The 18,912-nt window shown below is 57.9% G+C and carries 16 protein-coding genes; 7 read left to right on the forward strand and 9 right to left on the reverse strand.

The window, feature by feature from the left end; genetic code table 11:
- Positions 1 to 54: 54 nt before the first annotated feature.
- On the reverse strand, positions 55 to 2,148 hold the full coding sequence (locus ACQUWM_RS15535; protein ID WP_428922758.1) for a 3-hydroxyacyl-CoA dehydrogenase NAD-binding domain-containing protein: 2,094 nt from the start codon (positions 2,146 to 2,148) through the stop codon (positions 55 to 57).
- Positions 2,149 to 2,509: 361 nt separating this feature from the next.
- The gene (locus ACQUWM_RS15540; RefSeq protein ID WP_407001906.1) at positions 2,510 to 3,337 is read right to left on the reverse strand and encodes an IclR family transcriptional regulator; all 828 of its coding nucleotides are present in this window, start codon (positions 3,335 to 3,337) and stop codon (positions 2,510 to 2,512) included.
- A gap of 285 nt (positions 3,338 to 3,622) precedes the next feature.
- Between ACQUWM_RS15540 and ACQUWM_RS15545 the strand changes: the two genes are divergently transcribed.
- A complete protein-coding gene (locus ACQUWM_RS15545; RefSeq protein ID WP_428922759.1) occupies positions 3,623 to 4,552 on the forward strand; it encodes a 2-hydroxyacid dehydrogenase in 930 nt (309 codons plus the stop codon).
- A gap of 33 nt (positions 4,553 to 4,585) precedes the next feature.
- Here ACQUWM_RS15545 and ACQUWM_RS15550 read toward each other — a convergent pair whose 3' ends face one another.
- Positions 4,586 to 5,938: a hypothetical protein gene (locus ACQUWM_RS15550; protein WP_428922760.1), complete on the reverse strand. Its 1,353-nt coding sequence runs from the start codon at positions 5,936 to 5,938 to the stop codon at positions 4,586 to 4,588.
- Positions 5,939 to 6,137: 199 nt separating this feature from the next.
- Here ACQUWM_RS15550 and ACQUWM_RS15555 point away from each other — a divergent pair, with 199 nt between their 5' ends.
- Entirely contained in the window at positions 6,138 to 7,343 is a 1,206-nt protein-coding gene (locus ACQUWM_RS15555) for a 3-oxoadipyl-CoA thiolase (RefSeq protein ID WP_428922761.1), read from the forward strand.
- Positions 7,344 to 7,411: 68 nt separating this feature from the next.
- Entirely contained in the window at positions 7,412 to 8,581 is a 1,170-nt protein-coding gene (locus ACQUWM_RS15560) for an acyl-CoA dehydrogenase (protein WP_428922762.1), read from the forward strand.
- A gap of 172 nt (positions 8,582 to 8,753) precedes the next feature.
- Here the strand turns inward: ACQUWM_RS15560 and ACQUWM_RS15565 are convergent, their stop codons facing one another.
- Complete coding sequence (locus tag ACQUWM_RS15565) at positions 8,754 to 10,061, reverse strand: DcaP family trimeric outer membrane transporter (protein ID WP_428922763.1); 1,308 nt, start codon at positions 10,059 to 10,061, stop codon at positions 8,754 to 8,756.
- 330 nt (positions 10,062 to 10,391) lie between these two features.
- Between ACQUWM_RS15565 and ACQUWM_RS15570 the strand changes: the two genes are divergently transcribed.
- The 4 genes from ACQUWM_RS15570 (at position 10,392) to ACQUWM_RS15585 (ending at position 14,166) form a co-directional block, all read left to right on the forward strand.
- The gene (locus tag ACQUWM_RS15570) at positions 10,392 to 11,588 is read left to right on the forward strand and encodes an acyl-CoA dehydrogenase family protein (protein ID WP_428922764.1); all 1,197 of its coding nucleotides are present in this window, start codon (positions 10,392 to 10,394) and stop codon (positions 11,586 to 11,588) included.
- Positions 11,589 to 11,598: 10 nt separating this feature from the next.
- On the forward strand, positions 11,599 to 12,741 hold the full coding sequence (locus ACQUWM_RS15575; protein ID WP_428922765.1) for an acyl-CoA dehydrogenase family protein: 1,143 nt from the start codon (positions 11,599 to 11,601) through the stop codon (positions 12,739 to 12,741).
- 130 nt (positions 12,742 to 12,871) lie between these two features.
- Positions 12,872 to 13,633, forward strand: a complete 762-nt coding sequence (locus ACQUWM_RS15580) for a class II aldolase/adducin family protein (protein WP_428922766.1) — start codon at positions 12,872 to 12,874, stop codon at positions 13,631 to 13,633.
- 77 nt (positions 13,634 to 13,710) lie between these two features.
- Positions 13,711 to 14,166, forward strand: coding sequence for a MaoC family dehydratase (locus ACQUWM_RS15585; protein WP_428922767.1), 456 nt, complete (start codon positions 13,711 to 13,713; stop codon positions 14,164 to 14,166).
- A 72-nt stretch (positions 14,167 to 14,238) separates the two neighbouring features.
- Here the strand turns inward: ACQUWM_RS15585 and ACQUWM_RS15590 are convergent, their stop codons facing one another.
- Genes ACQUWM_RS15590 through ACQUWM_RS15610 form a run of 5 tightly spaced genes read right to left on the reverse strand, consistent with a single transcriptional unit; the run spans position 14,239 to position 18,797 of the window.
- Positions 14,239 to 15,387 (reverse strand): ABC transporter substrate-binding protein, encoded by a 1,149-nt coding sequence (locus ACQUWM_RS15590; RefSeq protein ID WP_428922768.1) that lies wholly within the window; start codon positions 15,385 to 15,387, stop codon positions 14,239 to 14,241.
- A 55-nt stretch (positions 15,388 to 15,442) separates the two neighbouring features.
- Positions 15,443 to 16,150 (reverse strand): ABC transporter ATP-binding protein, encoded by a 708-nt coding sequence (locus ACQUWM_RS15595; RefSeq protein ID WP_428922769.1) that lies wholly within the window; start codon positions 16,148 to 16,150, stop codon positions 15,443 to 15,445.
- Positions 16,137 to 16,907, reverse strand: coding sequence for an ABC transporter ATP-binding protein (locus tag ACQUWM_RS15600; protein WP_428922770.1), 771 nt, complete (start codon positions 16,905 to 16,907; stop codon positions 16,137 to 16,139). Before ACQUWM_RS15600 ends, ACQUWM_RS15595 begins: the two co-directional genes overlap by 14 nt.
- Positions 16,900 to 17,931 carry a branched-chain amino acid ABC transporter permease gene (locus tag ACQUWM_RS15605; RefSeq protein WP_428922771.1) on the reverse strand — a complete coding sequence of 344 codons (1,032 nt, stop codon included), beginning with the start codon at positions 17,929 to 17,931 and terminating at the stop codon, positions 16,900 to 16,902. Before ACQUWM_RS15605 ends, ACQUWM_RS15600 begins: the two co-directional genes overlap by 8 nt.
- 2 nt (positions 17,932 to 17,933) lie before the next feature.
- The gene (locus tag ACQUWM_RS15610; RefSeq protein WP_428922772.1) at positions 17,934 to 18,797 is read right to left on the reverse strand and encodes a branched-chain amino acid ABC transporter permease; all 864 of its coding nucleotides are present in this window, start codon (positions 18,795 to 18,797) and stop codon (positions 17,934 to 17,936) included.
- Between the last annotated feature and the right edge of the window lie 115 nt (positions 18,798 to 18,912).

Consider the following 18,912-nt stretch of genomic DNA (forward strand, 5'->3'; position numbering starts at 1 on the left):
CAGAAGAAAAGGCACCCCGCCCCGGGACCGGCCCCCACACCAGCAGGCTAGTCTTTAAAGGTCGCCAAACTTCTTGTTTTCGCTGACCAGCTTCTCCAGCAGGGCCGCCGGCTTCCACTGCTCACCACCCAGGGTGTCGTGGAAGTTTTTGACGGTGCTGAGAATGGTGTCCAGACCAACCTGGTCCGCCCAGAACATGGGACCGCCACGGTAAGCCGGGAAGCCGTAGCCGTAGATCCACACCACATCGATATCCAGCGAACGATCGGCGATGCCTTCTTCCAGAATCTTGGCGCCTTCGTTGATCATCACGTACATGCAGCGCTCAAGGATTTCCTGATCGGAAATCTCCCGCGGCGTAATGCCCTGCTCTTTGCGGAATTCAGCAATCAGTTGGTCCACTTCCGGATCCGGAATCGGCTTGCGGCTGCCTTCCTCGTACTTGTAGACACCGGCCTGGGTTTTCTGGCCCAGACGGTTCATCTCCACCAGCTTGTCCATCCAGCTTGGAGCTACATCTTCACCGGCATTACGGCGCTCTTCGCGGATACGGTAGCCCACGTCGATACCCGCCAGATCCGACATGGCGAACTGGCCCATGGGATAACCCAGATCGGTCAGCACCTTGTCCACCTGCTGCGGGCTGGCGCCTTCGTTCACCAGTGCCATAGCTTCCGCACCACGCTTGTGCAGCATACGGTTGCCGACAAACCCGTGGCAGTTACCGACCAGCACACCCACCTTCTTGATCTTCTTGGCAACGGCCATCACCGTGGCCTTCACTTCATCGGAAGTCTTGCTGCCACGTACGTTCTCCAGCAGCTTCATAACGTTTGCCGGGCTGAAGAAGTGCATGCCCACCACGTCTTCCGGACGCTTGGTGGCCGAGGCAATTTCGTCGATATCCAGGGTGGACGTGTTGGACGCCAGAATGGCACCGGGCTTACAGACCTCGTCCAGCTTGCCGAAGATCTCTTTCTTGATGGCCATGTTCTCGAACACCGCTTCGATCACCATGTCCACATCCTTGAAGGAGTCATAGGTCAGGCTGCCGTTGATCAGCGCCATGCGCTCTTCAACCTGCTGCTGGGTGATGCGACCCTTCTTGGCGGAGTTTTCGTAGTTCTTGCGGATGATGCCCAGCCCCTTGTCCAGGGCTTCCTGCTTCACTTCCACGATGGTCACGGGAATGCCAACGTTGGCGAAGTTCATGGCGATACCGCCACCCATGGTGCCAGCGCCAATGATGCCGACGCTGTTAACGTCACGGACCGGCGTGTCCTTGGACAAGCCCTTCACCTTGGACACTTCCCGCTCGGCAAAGAAGGCATGAACCAGGCCGCCACGCTGCGGAGATTCCATACATTCCATAAACAGTTCACGTTCGCGTTTCATGCCTTCAGCGAACGGCAGGTTGAAGGCCGCTTCCACCGCATCCACGCACTTGAACGGAGAGAACAGGCCACGCGCTTTCTTCTGCAGACCGGCGCGGAACTGGTCGAAAACCTCACTGCCCTTGTCGGCCTCTACCTTGTCAGTCACATCCCGCACGCGACGGACCGGCTTGCCTTCATCGGCAATTTTCTGAGCGTATGCCAGACCAACGGCCTTGATATCACTACCGTCTTCAACTGCATCGACAATACCCAGAGCCAGAGCGTCTTTGGCGCTCACAAACTCACCGGAGGTGATCATTTCCAGGGCTTTCTGGGCACCAGTCAGACGCGGCAGGCGTTGGGTACCGCCGGCACCGGGCAACAGGCCCAATTTCACTTCCGGCAGGCCAACTTTGGCACTGCTCAGGGCCACCCGGTAATGGCAGCCAAGGGCGGTCTCCAGACCACCACCGAGGGCGGTGCCGTGGATGGCGGCAATAATCGGTTTGTCGCTGTTTTCGTACTGATCTATAACGGAAGCTAGCCCCGGCTCCTGCATGGGCTTGCCGAATTCGCGGATGTCGGCGCCGGCAATAAAGGTGCGGCCTTCGCAAACCAGCAACAGGGCCTTGGCGTCTGCGTCGTTCTGACCCTGCTCAAGCGCGGCCACCAGGCCGGAACGAACCGCGTGACCCAGCGCGTTCACGGGCGGGTAGTTCACTGTGATGACGCCAATGGCGCCTTCCCGGTTATAAGTTACGACCTCAGACATAATTTCTCCTCGCCTTCTATGGAATGTAGTTTTATCAAGCGAAACATAAGTACGATTTAATACAAGTTTTCGGCAGGTTTCAACCATGAATTAAAATGCGGGCATAAAAAAACCCCAGAACGAATTCTGGGGTTTTTCGATGGAAGCTCAGGGAGACGGTGGGCAGGGCGTTCCGAAACCGTGCGGAGCCATGGGTGGAGCGCAAAGCGCTTCACGGGCAAGCCATGGACGGCTTGCCCAGGACCTTTAGCGCGACGCAGGAGCAATAAGCGCTAAAGGGCGGAGCCGAGCGAGCGTACAGGGACGTATTTACAGCGTGTTTCGGAACGCCCTGCCCGCCGGCTCCTTCACCAGTGCCAAATTAAACGCCAAGCGATTCAATATCGCTGGCCAGCATCGCCAACTGGTGAGCGATGGACTCCCGCAGCTTTTCACCCGAAATCAGATAGGATGGGGCAGCGGCGGCCAGCACCATGATAGTGCCGTCCTGTAGATGGATAGGCACACCTGCCGAGTTGATGTTGCGATCCCATTCGCCCAGGGACAGACAGAAGCCGTACTGCTTGAAATCCTCCATCGCACGATCGAGCCCTTCTTTCTTCTCCGGCCAGACTTCCGGGCCGTACTTCACTTCCATGGCATCATCAATCAGCTTGCGGCCCTTGTCGCTGATGGCACAGTAGTAGGCACGCCCCGCCGAGGTGGTCGCCATCGGCAGCTTCATGCCGATATCCATGCGCAGAAGTGATGCTTCCGGCGGCAGGCGGTTCTCTACATAGATCATATGCAGGCGATCGCGGCAGGTCAGGCCCACGGACATGTTGGTCTGGCGTGCGAACTCATCCATGTAGGGCTTGGCCAACTGGCGCACTTTGAGGTTGGACACGTAGGCATAACCCAGGGCCAGCACGCCGGAGCTGAGCTGGTATTTTTCCAGCTGGGCGTTGTAACTGAGATAGCCCAGTTTGGTCAGGGTGTAGGTCATGCGGGACACGGTCGGCTTGGGCAACCCGGTCAGCCTGGAGATGTCCTGATTGCCCAGGATAACCGACCCCTGACTGAAAGCACGGAGTACGTCCAGCCCACGGGAGAGCGCCTCTACGAACTTGCGGTCTTTTTCCGGCTTCACCGGCTCACCGTCACCGGAGGCGACCATCAACTCCGGTTTGGTGGTTTCTGCTTTTGTCATAAACTGGCGTCCTCCAACAGCTGCGCCTGATCCGGTGTGCCCGGGGATACCCGGATAATAGTCAGAAAGAAGAAAAGTTGCGGTATTTTAATCGCTGCAGATATCAAGTACCACAAACGATTATCAAAAGTCGTGCCAAATATGAAACACTCTTCCTTTATGTTTCACTTTTCTTCCACCAGTGCGATGCACCACCCCGGGTTTACGGATGTATTTCGGTATATTATTCTGCAAAGCGAAATATAGTAAACAAATTTAATTCACCTGACGATCCCTGGAGAGCACATGAAGGTACTATTTGTAGCAGGAGACCCTAAGCCAGAGCGCTGGACAGTGCCCATCCAGGAGCTGCTTCCGGAGGCCGAGGTTCATGTGTGGGAAGCCAACGGCCCCGCCGTTGATGCCGACTACGCCATTGTCTGGCAGCCACCAGCGGAACTGTTTGAACGTGAGAAGACGCTGAAAGCGGTGTTTAATCTGGGTGCCGGCATCGATGGCTTGCTGGCCGTACCCAACCTGCCAGCCCATCTGCCCGTGGTGCGCCTGGAAGACGCCGGCATGTCCGTGCAGATGGCGGAATACGTGCTGCACCAATTACTGGAAGCCAGCCGAGGCATGGAAACCTATCGGGAACAGCAACGTGAAGGTCTCTGGAAAATTCACCGTCCGATCAAGCGCAGTGAATGGCCGGTCGGGGTGATGGGGCTTGGCCATATTGGCAAACGGGTGGCACGCACCCTTGCCGACCTGGATTACCGGGTCAACGGCTGGGCCCGTAGCGAGCACCAGCTGGAAGGGGTCACCACATTTGCCAGCGCCGACAACCTGTCCGATTTCCTGCAATCGACCCGCGTGCTGGTGAACACCCTGCCGCTGACCGACGAGACCCGGGACATCCTCAACTACCAGCATCTCAGCCAGCTCATGCCCGGCGCCGTGGTGATCAACGTTGGCCGGGGAGAACATCTGGTGGAGGACGACCTGCTCCGCGCCATCGACGACGGCCATGTGGCACGGGCATCGCTGGACGTGTTCCGCCAGGAGCCGCTGCCTTCGGACCACCCGTTCTGGCAGCGCCCGGATATCACCATCACGCCACACATTTCCGCGCGCACCCTGCGGGACGCCACGCTGGAGCAGATCACCGGCAAGATCCGCGCGCACCATAACGGCCAGCCAATTACCGGCATCGTGGACACCACCCGGGGTTACTGATAACGCCGGGCAATTGCGCCGGTCACGTTGGTATCACCCCATGGCCGGCGCCACCACGAATACACTCCACAACATTAACAGCAATAACGGAATGGACAGTAAGACGAAGACTCCATTCCAGCCAAACGCCACCACCCAGCGGGACACCTGACCAAACCGTGACAGCAACATCACCGCCGGCCCGAACGGCGACAGCATCATCGCCAGGGAGAACCCGATCACCAGGGCCACCGCAATTGGCAATGGATTTACTCCTTCCGCGATCAGTTGCGGCATCAGGCCTGCCTGAACACTCAATACAGTAATCGGGATGATGCCGATGGCCGAGAGCATCGGCATCATCAACAACCCAGCCATCGCCAACAGCAACACACCCAGTTCACCAGAGGCCATGCCTGCCAGGGCGTCCGCCGGAATCACCGCTACCAGCGCCACGCCCAGTCCGGCGGAACCGGCGAAGATGGACATCTCATTGCTCAAGCCCAGCATGTTGTCAGCCGCCTCCCGCACCACCATGGTCGCTGAGCGGTCGTGCCAGAGCATATAAAGGAGGGTTACCACCGGCACCGTCAGCATGGCCGCCACCGATACTTTCAACTCCGTGAACTGCACCAGCAGGCCCATGGACGTGAAAATGATCAGCACCAGCAACAACAACCGCGCACTTCCGGCCGGCCAGGTTTCCAGTAGCTCACGCTCACTGCTGACCAGGCGAAAGCGCTTGTTCTCCAGCACCCACCCCACCAGGATCAACAGTACTGCGCTGCCAATGCCATAGGGCAGCAGGCCGGACCAGCTCAGGGTGGGCACCTCCCGGGTAATAATGGCCACCGCAACGCTGGTGGGCGCCACCAGTGGCACCAGCGCGAACCCCCGCAATGTACTGATCAGCACGCTGCGCAACCAGCGCAGGCGCGAGGCGCCGGTAATGCCCCGCTGCCGCAGGGTATCCGCCAGGGTGCCACAGAGCAGGTTCATCACCCCGAAGCTCAGCACCGAGGCAATGCCACAGCTCACCACTGCGTATTTCGGGTACAACAACGCCGGACGACCGCCCAGCAAGACATCGTGTATACGCTGCAACACCTCGAGCCGTCGCACCAGACACTGCATCATCCCCAGGCTTCCCAGAAACGCGGCGTAAAAGGCCGCATTGGAGGCGGCCTTCATCAGATCTTTGGTGCCCAGCTGCCCGACGAAGCCCAGATAGCCAATCACCAGCAGTGAAATCAGGAACAGGTAGCGGGAATAAGCCTGCAACCGCCCCAGCACCAGTACGAAATAAAGTACAAACAACACGCCGGCAAACGCACTGAGATGTGGGCTGGAGAGGCAAAGCGCCACAAGTTCCAGAAAAACCGCGACAGGAACCAGAAAACGGCTCATAACAGATTAGCGCCCCTCGATGATGGTATCGGTTGCATTTCACACAGACCCGGATTAGTCTTTAACAACCAATATACAAAACTTAGTTCCGCTATACGAAACTATATCAACATTAATGACAAGGCAAGCCTGGAACCTTTCTTCATTATAGAAGGAGGACCACAATAGGGACTTGTCTGCTGATGAAACGGGAGATGCCATGAGCGCCTTTATCTACGACGGGCTAAGAACCCCCTTCGGTCGACACGCCGGCGCGCTGGCCAAGGTGCGCCCGGATGATTTGCTGGCCAGCGTTATCAAGGCGTTGGTCGAGCGCAACGCATTTGCCGCCGAGGCTTACGAAGACGTCATTGCCGGCTGCACCAACCAGGCCGGCGAAGACGCCCGCAACCTGGCCCGCCATGCCGGACTGATGGCCGGCCTGCCCGTCGAAACCGGCGGCCTGACCGTCAACCGTCTGTGCGGCTCCGGCCTGGCAGCCATCATCGACGCCTCTCGGGCGGTTCGCTGTGACGAGGGTGAGCTGTTTGTAGCCGGTGGCGCGGAAAGCATGAGCCGCGCTCCGTTCGTCATGGCCAAGAGTGAAAGCCCGTTCAGTCGCGACTTCCGCGCCTTTGACAGCACCATTGGTGCACGCTTTCCCAACCCCCGCATTGAAGCGGAGTTCGGCGCGGACACCATGCCCGAAACCGCCGACAACATTGCCCGGGAACTGAACCTGAGCCGGGAGGCAGTGGATCAGTTTGCCGCCCAGAGCCAGGCCCGCTACGACGCCGCCCTGAAAGACGGCTTCTATAATGAAGAGATACTTTCCATTGAGGTGCCCCAGGGCCGGAAAAAACCACCGGTCAGCGTGAGCAGCGATGAACATCCACGCCCCCAATCCACGGTGGAAGCACTTTCAGGTTTGCGCTCACTGTTTGACGGTGGCGTGGTGACTGCAGGCAACGCCTCCGGCATTAACGATGGCGCCGCCGCCCTGATCATTGGCTCCCGCGAGGCCGGCGAAATGGCCGGAATCCGGCCACGGGCCCGCATTGTCTCCGCAGCCATTGCCGGGGTGCCACCGCGGGTTATGGGTTACGGCCCGGTACCGGCCAGCGAGAAAGCCCTCGCCCGCGCGGGTCTGGGCATCAACGATATGGACGTGATCGAGATTAACGAGGCCTTCGCAGCCCAGGTTCTCGGCTGCACCACCAAACTGGGCATTGACCCGACCGATTCCCGGCTAAACCCCAACGGCGGCGCCATTGCTGTTGGCCACCCCCTGGGGGCATCCGGCGCACGGATTGCATTGACTGCCACCCGACAGCTTGAGCGCAGCGGCGGGCGTTACGCTTTGATCAGCATGTGCATTGGCGTCGGCCAGGGCATCGCCGCTGTGATTGAACGGTTTACCGATTGAAAGAGCACCCAATTGAAAGAGCACCCGATTGAACAAGCTACTGACTAATTTTCTGAGGAGAGAAAACCATGGCTTCCGCACCCTGGGATGACCTGCTGCAATTCGACAAGCAACTGGATGAAACCGAACGCCAGGTTCGGGACAGCATCCGCTCCTTCTGTGACCAGCGCCTGATGCCGGGCATTATCGAAGCAAACCGTCACGAGAAATTCGACCGCTCCATCTTCACCGACATGGGCGATCTGGGCATGCTCGGCGCTACCCTGCCGGAAGAATACGGCGGCCCCGGCCTGAACCATGTCTGTTACGGTCTGATTGCCCGTGAAGTGGAGCGTGTGGATTCTGCCTACCGATCCGCCCTGAGTGTGCAGTCCTCTCTGGTTATGTACCCGATTTTCAGCTACGGCCAGGAAGCACTGAAAAAGCGTATCCTGCCAAAACTGGCCTCCGGCGAGTACGTTGGCTGCTTTGGTCTGACCGAGCCCAACCACGGCTCTGATCCGGGTGGCATGGAAACCCGCGCCAAGAAAGTCGACGGTGGCTACCTGCTGAGCGGTTCCAAGATGTGGATCACCAACTCCCCCATTGCCGATGTCTTTGTAGTGTGGGGCAAGCTTGATGGCAAAGTGACCGGATTCGTGATCGAGCGTGAAGGCGCCAAGGGCCTGGAAACACCGAAGATCGAAGGCAAGTTCTCACTGCGCGCCTCCGACACTGGCTCCATCTTTATGGACGAGGTGTTTGTACCGGAAGAGAACAAGCTGGATGTGGAAGGCCTGAAAGGCCCGCTAAGCTGCCTGACCAAGGCCCGTTACGGCATCAGTTGGGGCGCCCTGGGTGCCGCCGAGTTCTGCTGGCACGCGGCCCGCAACTACACCCTGGAGCGTCAGCAGTTCGGCAGGCCCCTGGCCGCCAACCAGCTGATCCAGAAAAAGCTGGTGGACATGCAGACCGAAATCACCATCGGCCTGCAGGCGGTGCTTCAGCTTGGCCGCATGATGGACGACGGTGTTGCTACCCCGGACTCCGTGTCCCTGCTCAAGCGCAATAACTGCGGCAAAGCTCTGGACATCGCCCGGGTTGCCCGTGACATGCACGGCGGCAACGGCATTTCCGACGAATACCACGTGATTCGCCACGTGATGAACCTGGAAGCGGTGAATACCTACGAAGGTACCCACGATGTCCACGCCCTGATCCTGGGCCGTGGCCAGACCGGGATTCAGGCCTTCAGCTAATTCCGCCGCGCTTCCTCCATGAGGTTCGAAAGCAGGGCTCCGGCTCTGCTTTTTTTATGCCTGGGCCGGGGGACCACCCACAAAAAAGCCCCGGAGCGGGGGAACACTCCGGGGCAACGCAACTGGTGCAAAATTACCTGAGAATCATCGCATTATTTCGGCAGCTCGCCGGTCAGAAGCTCAACTTCGCAGAGGCCATGACCTGTTCGTACTGCTGACTGCTACTGGTGGCAATCTCTCCGAAATCCCAGTAGGCATATTCCAGCCCCAGCGTCAGGTTCCTGTGGGCAGACCACAACAGGTTAACGTGAACCGACGTCGAGGAATCAAAGTAGCTCAACGTACCTGCCGGAGAAGCCGCCAGATCATCAACAATTTCGGTATGGGAGACAATCAGGCTGCTGCGCCAGGCCGGCGACCAGAAGTGACGGTATGCTGCCGTGGCACCATAGCTTTTTAGCGGCTCCACATCTCCCATGGCCAGCGCAGCCAGGTCCACATCCGGGTAGGTCAATAACCCCATGTAGCGGCCAAGCGCGCCGTAACTGTATTGCAGGCGAAGATCGTCCCGTCCAATGGTGGGGATACGAGCACTCAGAGACACAGCGCCATCGACCTTGGTTTCATCCGCTGCGTTGTCTTCAAAGTTCCGCAACAGACCTGCAATGGAGTAGAACCCGTAATTGCCGCGAATCTGGTAGCGCATGGCCAGATCCGGGTAGGACTGATCATCATAGGAGTTTTCGGGGAAGCCGTCCTCAGGATTCTCAAGAGAAACCATAAGCTTACCGCCAGGCGCAGCCATGTTGTAGCGAATCATCGGCTGGGTTACGTACATAAACGCAGCCTGCTTACCCTGATCGAGAATCTCCGGCATGGCAGCCAGATCGGTGAATGTAGTGTAGGTCTGACCGAAGTCCCAGTTATTCCATGAGCCATAGGCCTGGCGCAAACGCGGGGAATAGCTGTTGGAGACAACTTCATTACCGTCGTTCATCTCCTTGTTAAAATCCATCTCCAAATAGGTGGTCAGCGTATGACCAACGACATCCTCGGTTTTGGTACCGATACTGATGCGCGACTCCCGGGCGGACAAACCGGTTTTCCAGTCATTTTCATCAGATGCCGCCGCGCTGGCAAAGGTTCGCGGCAAGCCAACACTGTAGCCGTTAAGGGTACCGTTGCCGTTGGAACCAAAAATAGCATCGGCCTTGATGAAGCCACCGAATGAGATCGTGGTGTTCCCGATTTTGATCCCGTCACCATCCCTCAGCAGATAGGGGTTGTCATCCTGCAGTTCAGGTGCCGTCGATACGGCGCCTTCCAGTTTGCTTTCCAGCAGTTGCACCCGCTCACGCAGTTCCTCCAGCTCGGAACTCTGTGCAAGGGCAGATCCGGACCCGAGAGCGATCAGCGGGAGGCTGGTCAGGGCGACGGCACGGGCAAGTGGGCGTGCGTGGAAACGCGTTGTTGTTGTCATCTCAAACCTCTTAACGGAGTTGATTGCATGTCTTTGTTATTGAAATTCCGGTGCCGGCACTGGCTCACACCAAATCAATCACGCTGTTTCACTGTGCGGTATTTTGTGATTTTGTAGTTTCGCATAGCAGTACCAGCTTCCGTGTTTCCGAATATAGACGATGCATTTGCTATCAACAAGGGTTTGAAACCAAATTTTGATGAAAGTCGTAATTACTGTGTGTTTTCTTGTTTCATTATCATTGACAGGGAAGCAACCTTTGAATGATCATTGAGTAATTCTGCTATGCGGTATATATTTTCGCTGTAATGCACTGACGAGGTTTATCCGATGAACATGAACTACACGGCCGAGGAACTTGCCTTCCGTGACGAGGTAAGAGCGTTCCTGGATGAGAAACTGCCGGCGGACATCGCCGCCAAAGTAAAAGGGTTCCGCCGCCTGTCCAAAGAGGACCATCAGCGGTGGCAAAAGATCCTCAGTGAGCAGGGCTGGTACGCCACCCACTGGCCGGAAGAGTACGGCGGTGTGAAGTGGTCTCCGGTGCAGAAGCACATCTGGGATGAAGAATCCTGCCGTTACGGTGTACCCCGCTCCATCCCATTCGGGGTGAACATGGTGGCGCCGGTGATCATCAAATTCGGTACCGAAGAACAGAAACAGAAGTACCTGCCACGCATCCTCAGTGGCGAGGACTGGTGGTGCCAGGGTTATTCCGAGCCCGGCGCAGGCTCCGATCTGGCTTCACTGAAGACCCGCGCGGTACGTGACGGCGACCACTACATCGTCAATGGTCAGAAAACCTGGACCACCCTGGGCCAGCACGCCAACATGATTTTCTGCCTGGTGCGCACCAACACCGAGGTCAAGAACCAGGAAGGCATCTCGTTCCTGCTGATCGACATGAACACGCCGGGCATTACCGTGCGCCCCATCATCACTCTGGATGGCGAGCACGAAGTCAACGAAGTGTTCTTCGAGGACGTCAAGGTGCCGGTTGAAAACCTCGTGGGTGAAGAGGACAAGGGCTGGACCTACGCGAAATATCTGCTGACCTATGAACGTACTGGCCTCGCCGGCATTGGTATGTCCAAGGCGGCGCTGTCGCACCTGAAGCAACTGGCTAGCCGTCGTCTGAAAGATGGCAAACCGTTGCTCGAGGACCCGTCCTTCAGCCAGCGTATTGCCAAGGTGGAAATTGACCTGACGGCGGCAGGGATCAGCAACCTGCGGATTATCGCCTCTGTTGAAGGTGGCGGTGTTCCGGGCGCGGAAAGCTCGATGCTGAAGGTGAAAGGCACCGAGATTCGCCAGGCCATCAACGATCTGGCCCGCCGCGCGATCGGCCCCTACGCCCTGCCATTCCTGGAAGAAGAAATGGATATGGACTACGAGGGCGAATTCCTGTCAGACGAAAACGCCGCGCCGCTGTCGGCCCAGTACTTCAACAACCGCAAGCTGTCGATTTTCGGCGGATCCAACGAGATCCAGAAGAACATCGTGTCGAAAATGATTCTCGGGCTTTAAGGAGGCGACCATGGATTTCCGACTCAACGAAGAGCAGCAAATGCTGCAGGACACCGTGGCGCGTCTGGTGCGCGGTGAATACAGTTTTGAAAAACGCCTGGAGTTCAGCGAAACCGAACTGGGCTTCAGTGCCGATTTCTGGAAACAGCTCAGCGAGCTGGGCCTGACAGCCGTACCCTTCTCCGAGGAGTTGGGCGGCTTCGGCGGTGGCGGCGTGGAAGTTCAGTCCGTCATGGCAGAGCTTGGCCGCGGTCTGTGCCTGGAGCCGTATATGCAGTCCGTCATTCTGGGCGGTGGTCTGATCGGGCAGGCCGGCAATGACAACCAGAAAGACACCTGGCTGGCCGGTATTGCCAGTGGCGAACTGAAAGCCGCCGCTGGCCTGCAGGAACCCCAGAGCTTTTACGACCTGAACAACGTCGAAACCCGAGCCGAGAAAAACGGCGAGGGTTATGTCCTGAATGGCCGCAAAGCGGTGGTGATCGGCGGTCACTGCGCCGACCTGATCATCGTGTCTGCCCGTACTTCCGGTGACACCCGCGATGCCAACGGCCTCAGCCTGTTTGCCTTGAGCCCGGAAACCGCCGGTGTTGAACGCCGCACCTACCCCACCATCGACGGGGCCAGGGGTTGCGACATTACCCTGAGCAACGTCCAGGTGGGCGCAGACGCGCTGCTGGGTGAGGAAGGCAACGCCGCCGAAGTGATCGAATATCAGGCTGGCCGCGCGGTCGCCGCCCTGTGCGCCGAAGCCGTGGGTGTGATGGAGATGGCCAATGAGCTGACTCTGGATTACCTCAAGCAGCGCAAGCAGTTTGGCGTACCCATCGGCAAATTCCAGGTACTGCAGCACCGCATGGTGGACATGATGTCGGAACTGGAGCAGGCCCGTTCCATGGCCATTCTGGCCGCCAGCGTCGCCGATGGTGAGCAGAACGATGAGCGTCGTCGTGCCCTGGCCGGAGCCAAGAACGTCATCGGGCGCGCCGGGCAGTTTATTTCCGAAAGCGGTATCCAGATGCATGGCGGCATTGGCATGACCTGGGAATACAACTTTGCCCACTACGCCAAACGGCTGATCACTATCAACCATCAGCTGGGCGACGACGACTTCCACCTGGAACAGTACGCCGCCCTGCTGCAAGCAAGTTAATAGGCTTCGGACTTGTGAGCCTGAGACCTCTCTATCCAGTCAGGGGTCTTTTGCGGGGGTGGCGTCAGCCACCCCCTTTTTTATGCAGTACACTGCGGGAAACGTTCTGTCACAGCCTGAGGACATCACGATGACAACAACAAGCGATCAATCACAGCAACAGGACCTGAGAAAAGCCGAATGGAAGGTACGCACCGAACTGGCCGCCGCCTATCGTCTTGTGGCGCTGTTCGGCTGGGACGATCTGGTGTTCACCCATCTGTCCGCTCGGGTCCCGGGACCGGATCATCACTTTCTGATCAATCCCTATGGGCTGCTGTTCCATGAAATCACCGCGTCGTCGCTGGTGAAGGTGGACCAGGATGGACAGGTAGTGGAGTCCGGTAACGTCAGCCGTGTGAACCCGGCCGGCTTTACCATCCACAGCGCCGTACACATGGGTCGCGAGGACGCCGGCGCGGTGATGCACCTGCACGCGCCAGACGGCGTGGCGGTGTCCGCCCACCGGGATGGCCTGCTGCCCCTGAGCCAGACCGCCATGCTGTGCCTGAATCACCTGAGTTATCACGATTACGAAGGCGTCGCCCTGAATCTCGACGAGCGGGAACGGCTGATCCGGGACCTGGGCGACAAGTCGATGATGCTGTTGCGCAATCACGGTGTGCTCACGGCGGGACAGGATGTGCAGGAGACCTTCACCTATCTGTATTTCCTGATGAAGGCCTGTGAGATCCAGGTCAAGGCCCAGAGCTGTGGACCAACCTATCTGCCCTCGGAGCAGGCCATACAAACCACTGCCGACCAGTCACAGGCGCTCGGCGGTGCAGCTGCTTTGACGTGGCCGGCTCTGGTTCGGCTTTTGGACAGTAAGAATCCCGGGTACGCGGTCTGACCTTGTGCCTTGTGCGCCATGAAAGGAGGGGGCTTCTGTTTCAAACTCTTACAAACCATCAATTAATGGACGCAGATATGCTTTCAGTAGAATTAAACGATCTTGAGAATTTTTGTGGTACTACGATTGGCCACAGTCCCTGGAAAACCATCAGCCAGGAGATGATTCAGGCGTTTGCCGACGCCACCGGCGATCATCAGTGGATTCACGTGGACGTGGAGAGGGCAAAGCGGGAAGCGCCCTGGAAGAGCCCTGTCGCGCACGGTTTTCTGACTGTGTCGCTGATTCCGCTGCTGAATCAGGACGTGATCAATGTGCAAGGCGCCAGCGCCAGCATTAATTACGGTATGAACAAGCTGCGGTTCCCCGCCGCCGTGAAGTCCGGGTCGGCGATTCGCAGCAAGATGGAATTATTGGACGTATCCAGGGTGGATGATCGGCGCACACTGGCTACTTATAAGACGACCGTGGAAATCCAGGGCGAGGACAAGCCCGCCTGTGTGGCGGAGAATCTGGTGATGTATGTCGCCTAGAGGGTCGATGCCAAGACGATAAAAAGGGGCCATAAGGCCCCTTTTTAGTTCAGGTGGAAGAGGCAGATCTGATCAATCAATCTCTACCTGAAGAATCTTGCCATCCTTCACCACCGCTAAGGTAGGGTCAGTAATGAACCCACCGTTTTCGGTCACACCGACGACTTCGTACGGATTCTTGCTGGCATCCATGTTTTTCAGGGCATCGTCAACCGCTGCACGCAGGGTTTTCGGATCGGTGGAATCCGTTGCATCCATGGCTTCCACCAGGGCGTGCAGCGCCAGGTAGTTGAAAGCCGCTTCGGAGCCGGGCACCTTGTCGTACTCGGCCTGGTAGCGTTTGATGAAGTCCTGGGCCGCCGAGGTCTCATACACGCTCAGCGGGACCACGCCAATGGCGCCCTCCATCATCTCCAGACCACCAGCGACCTGGGCCACTTCGTCGATCTTCGCCTGGTCCATCACGATGAAACCACCCTGGAAACCCATCTGACGCGCCTGCTGGACCACCAGACCCGTCGGTTCGGAGGCGCCGCCCACAAACATCAGGTCCGGAGATTCAGAGATAATGCGGCTGACACCGGTGAAGAAATCCGCCGATTTATTGTAGTCCATGGGGTTATCCGAAACGACTTCGCCCCCCTTGGATTCCCACTCTTTCTTGACCATGGAGCTCCAGATCTTGGCGTATTCGTGGGTAGCGCCACCCATCCCCAGTTTCTTGCCTTGATGCTCCAGCGCATAGTCAGTAAAGGCTTCTACGTAGCCATCAAAAGTAGGCGGAATACGCAGGGTAAGGCTGTTTCCCTTCTCGGTGATGCTGGGCACGCTGGAATAGGCCATCACCAGAAAGTTGTCTTTTTCGTTGAAGTCCTGCAGAGCAAAAATGCCGCCGGAATGAGGCACGAATACCGCCGCAACGTTGGACTCCTGCTTCAGTCGCTTGGCGTTGGTGGCAGCTTGCGCCGGAGAATAACGATCATCCAGGGAAACCAGGTTGACCGTGGTCTTTTCGCCGTTCAGATCAAAACCGCCGGCTTCGTTGATCTCCTCCACGGCCATCCGCAGTCCGGACAGGGTGTTTTCGCCGTATAGCGCGGCGCCGCCGCTCAGCGGACCGGTGAAACCAATATTGATTTCGCCCGCCATTACACCGGCGGACAGGCTCATACCAAGGGTCGCCGCCGCGACAGCCTGACCCAGTTTTTTGGCTATTTTCATTGTTGTCTCCTGGTTTTGTGTTGTGCGTGTCTCTCTAATTTTTGTTTGAGGCCGGTCAGGCCCCGATATACGCTTTGCGGACTTCTTCATTGCCCAACATGGTCTCCCGGTCCCCTTCCATCACCAGACGACCGTTCTCCATAACATAGGCACGGTGGGCAATCTTCAGGGCCGCAAAGGCATTCTGTTCAGCCAGCAGCACCGTTGTGCCCAGGCTGTTGATCTGCTTGATGGTTTCGAACATCTGCTTGACCACCAACGGGGCCAGGCCCAGGGATGGCTCATCCAGCATCAGCAAGCGGGGACGACTCATCATGGCGCGACCGATGGCCACCATCTGTTGCTGGCCGCCGGACAGCGATCCGGCCGGTTCATCCGCCTTGTCTGAAAGGATCGGGAACAGCTCCAGCACCTCGTTCAGGCGCTTCTTGTTGCCCTGCCGGTCACGGCGGTGTACATAGGCCCCCATCATCAGGTTCTGCATCACGCTCATCTGAGGAAAGAGCTTGCGACCTTCGGCACACTGCACCACACCACTGGAGACAATGGCGCTGGCTTTAATCCCGTTGAGCCGCTTGTCTTCAAACTGGATGTCACCGGCGCTCGGCTTCACCAGACCGCTGATGGCATTGAACAGGCTGGTTTTACCCGCACCGTTGGCTCCGAGCAGTACCACCAGTTCCCCGGTGTCCACGGACATCGAAATATCCGTCAGGGCCTTGAAGCTGCCGTAGCAGACATCTACATGATTAAGCTGCAGCATCTTCATCACCTCCCAGATAGGCTTCGATCACCGCCGGATTGTTGCGCACTTCTTCCGGCGTGCCCTCGGCAATTTTCTCGCCGTGGTCCAGCACCATGATCTTGTCCGCCAGGCTCATGATCATGTCCATCTTGTGCTCGATCAGGCATACGGTCAGGCCTTTCTCATCCACCATCTTGCGCATCAGCGCGGCAAAACCGGCGGTCTCTTCCGGATTGACCCCGGCCGCAGGCTCGTCCAGCAACACAATCTTTGGATCGGTCGCCAACGCCAGGGCAAAGGCCACCCGCTTGCGTTCTTCCTGGGTGATATCGGCGATGAACTGCCCGGCCACGTGGCTAAGGCCGACAAACTCAAGAGCTTCCATCGCCTTGTCCCGCGCGGATTTTTCTTCCCGTTGCAGGCGTTTGCTGTTGATCAGCACGTCCCAAAGGCCGGACTTGGTGCGCAGGCGATGGCCCACGATCAGGTTATCCAGCACCGTGGCCTGTTCGAACAGGTTGGTGGTCTGGAAAGTCCGGCCCACGCCCAGGCGTGCCACCTTGTCACTGGGCAGGTTGGTGACATCCATACCGTCCAGCAGGATGCGACCGGACGTCAGCTCGTGCATACCGGAAATCAGATTGAAGAAGGTACTCTTTCCGGCGCCGTTCGGGCCGATGATGGCGTTGATTTTGCCCGGCTCGAACTCCACGGAGACATCATTCACCGCTGCCAGGCCACCAAACATTTTGGTCAGATGTTCTACCTTAAGCATTGCTTTCTGCCTCCCGGTTCTGTGTGGTGTTTACCCTGCGCTCCTGGCGTTTCTTCGAGGGCGCCAGCGCCTGGGATTTGCGATGCATCCAGGTCAGGAAGGAACCGGTAATTCCGCGGGGGAAGAAGATCACCAGCAGCACCAGCATCGGCCCGAAAATGATCATCCGGTACTCTTCCAGGAACTGCAGTGACTGGGTGATCCACACAATGCCCACGGTACCCAGCAGCGGCCCCATGATGGTGCCGATACCGCCCACCAGCAGATAGGTGATCATGTCGAACGTGTGTTGGATATTGGCCTCGTCCGGACCGATGAAGCGCACCATCCCGGCGTACAGGGCACCCGCCAGGCCGGCGTAGGTAGTGGACAGAACAAACGCCAGGACCTTGTTGCGCATCAGGTTAATACCCAGGGACTGCGCCAGCTCGTCACCGTTGCGGATGGCGAGGAACGTACGCCCCAGCAGTGACTTCGACAACCGCCCCATAAACCAGATCGCAAACACCAGGAAGGCCAGCACCAGATAGTAGAACGGAGTGGTGTCGGTGAAGTCCACCAGGCCAAAGCCGTAGGGCTCGGCGATGTCACGGACGCCGATAGCGCCATGGGTCAGCTCTTCCCACTTGTCGATCAACAGGTAAATGATGAAGCCCACGCACAGGGTAAAGATGGCGAAGTAATGCTCTTTCAGGCGCAAGGAGACAATACCCACCAGAAAACCAAGCACGGCGGTCATCACCAGTGCGCCCACGAAAGCCGGCCAGAAGCTCCAGCCATAGTCGGCGGTCAGCAGACCCAGCGTGTAGGCGCCGATGGCAAAGAAACCACCGTGGGCCAGGTTCAACTGGCCGCAGAAGCCGGTGATAATGTTCAGGCCGTAGACCGCTATCGCCCAGACGAAGGCGGTAGCCATCACGTACACCTGGTATTCGTTCGCCGCGAAAAACGGAAACAGCACAGCAAAGAGCAGCATCAGGTACTTGGCAGCTGGCGTCATCAGCAAGGATGCGAATTTAAACATGATCAGTGCGCCCCCTTCGCGAACAGGCCCTGTGGACGAACGGACAGGATCAGCACCAGCAGGCCGAAGGCGATGATGTCCTTGTAGGAAGTGGAGATATAGAACCCGCCGAGCGCCTCGGCAAAGCCGATAATCATGCCGCCGACGATGGCGCCTGGAATACTGCCCATGCCACCCAGGATGATGATTACGAAGGCTTTCATGATGACCAGATGGCCCATGGCAGGGTATACCAGGTTAATCGGCGCGTAGAGGGTGGCGGCAAATGCGGCCAGCACGCCGGAGATGGCGAAGGTCATCATCGCCACCCGGTTGGCATCGATCCCCACAAGGAAGGCGCCGTCACGGCTCTGGGCCATCGCAATGATGGTCGCGCCTGTCATGGTCTTGCGCAGGAACAGTTGCAGCGCTACCACCAGCACGAAGGCACCGGCAATAATCAGCAGCCGCTGTTCGGGAATGATCAGTCCGTCAAAATTCAGGATGCCGGTAAACGGCGAGGACATGCGGCGGAAATCCGAGCCCCAGAACATCTGCACCACCGCTTCCAGAAACAGCAGGATACCGATGGCGGCAATCTTGTCATGAATCGGCGGCGAGTGTCTCAGGGGATGGAACACCAGGCGCTCACACAGCACGGCCAGGATAGCGACCACAACGGCCGAACCGGCCATGGCGATCCAGTAATGCGCTCCCAGGTCCACCATGAAGAAATAGGACATGAAGGCGCCGACCATATACAGCGCACCGTGTGCGAAGTTCGGGATATGAAGTATCCCGTAGACCAGGGTCAGGCCCAGGGCTACGAGACCGTAGATGCTCCCCAGGGTTAACCCGTTGATGATTTGTTGGAAGAAAAGGTTCAAGTGTGCTCCTCCGCTGTTTTGTTGTTGTAGCGAGTTATGCGGTTTTGAGCAGAGCCTTGCGGCCCTGCATCGGCATGGTGAAACAATTGCACCGATCGTCTCGCATGTCAATATT

The organism is Marinobacter sp. DUT-3 (assembly GCF_050379435.1).
In the GTDB taxonomy this organism is placed as follows: Bacteria; Pseudomonadota; Gammaproteobacteria; order Pseudomonadales; family Oleiphilaceae; genus Marinobacter.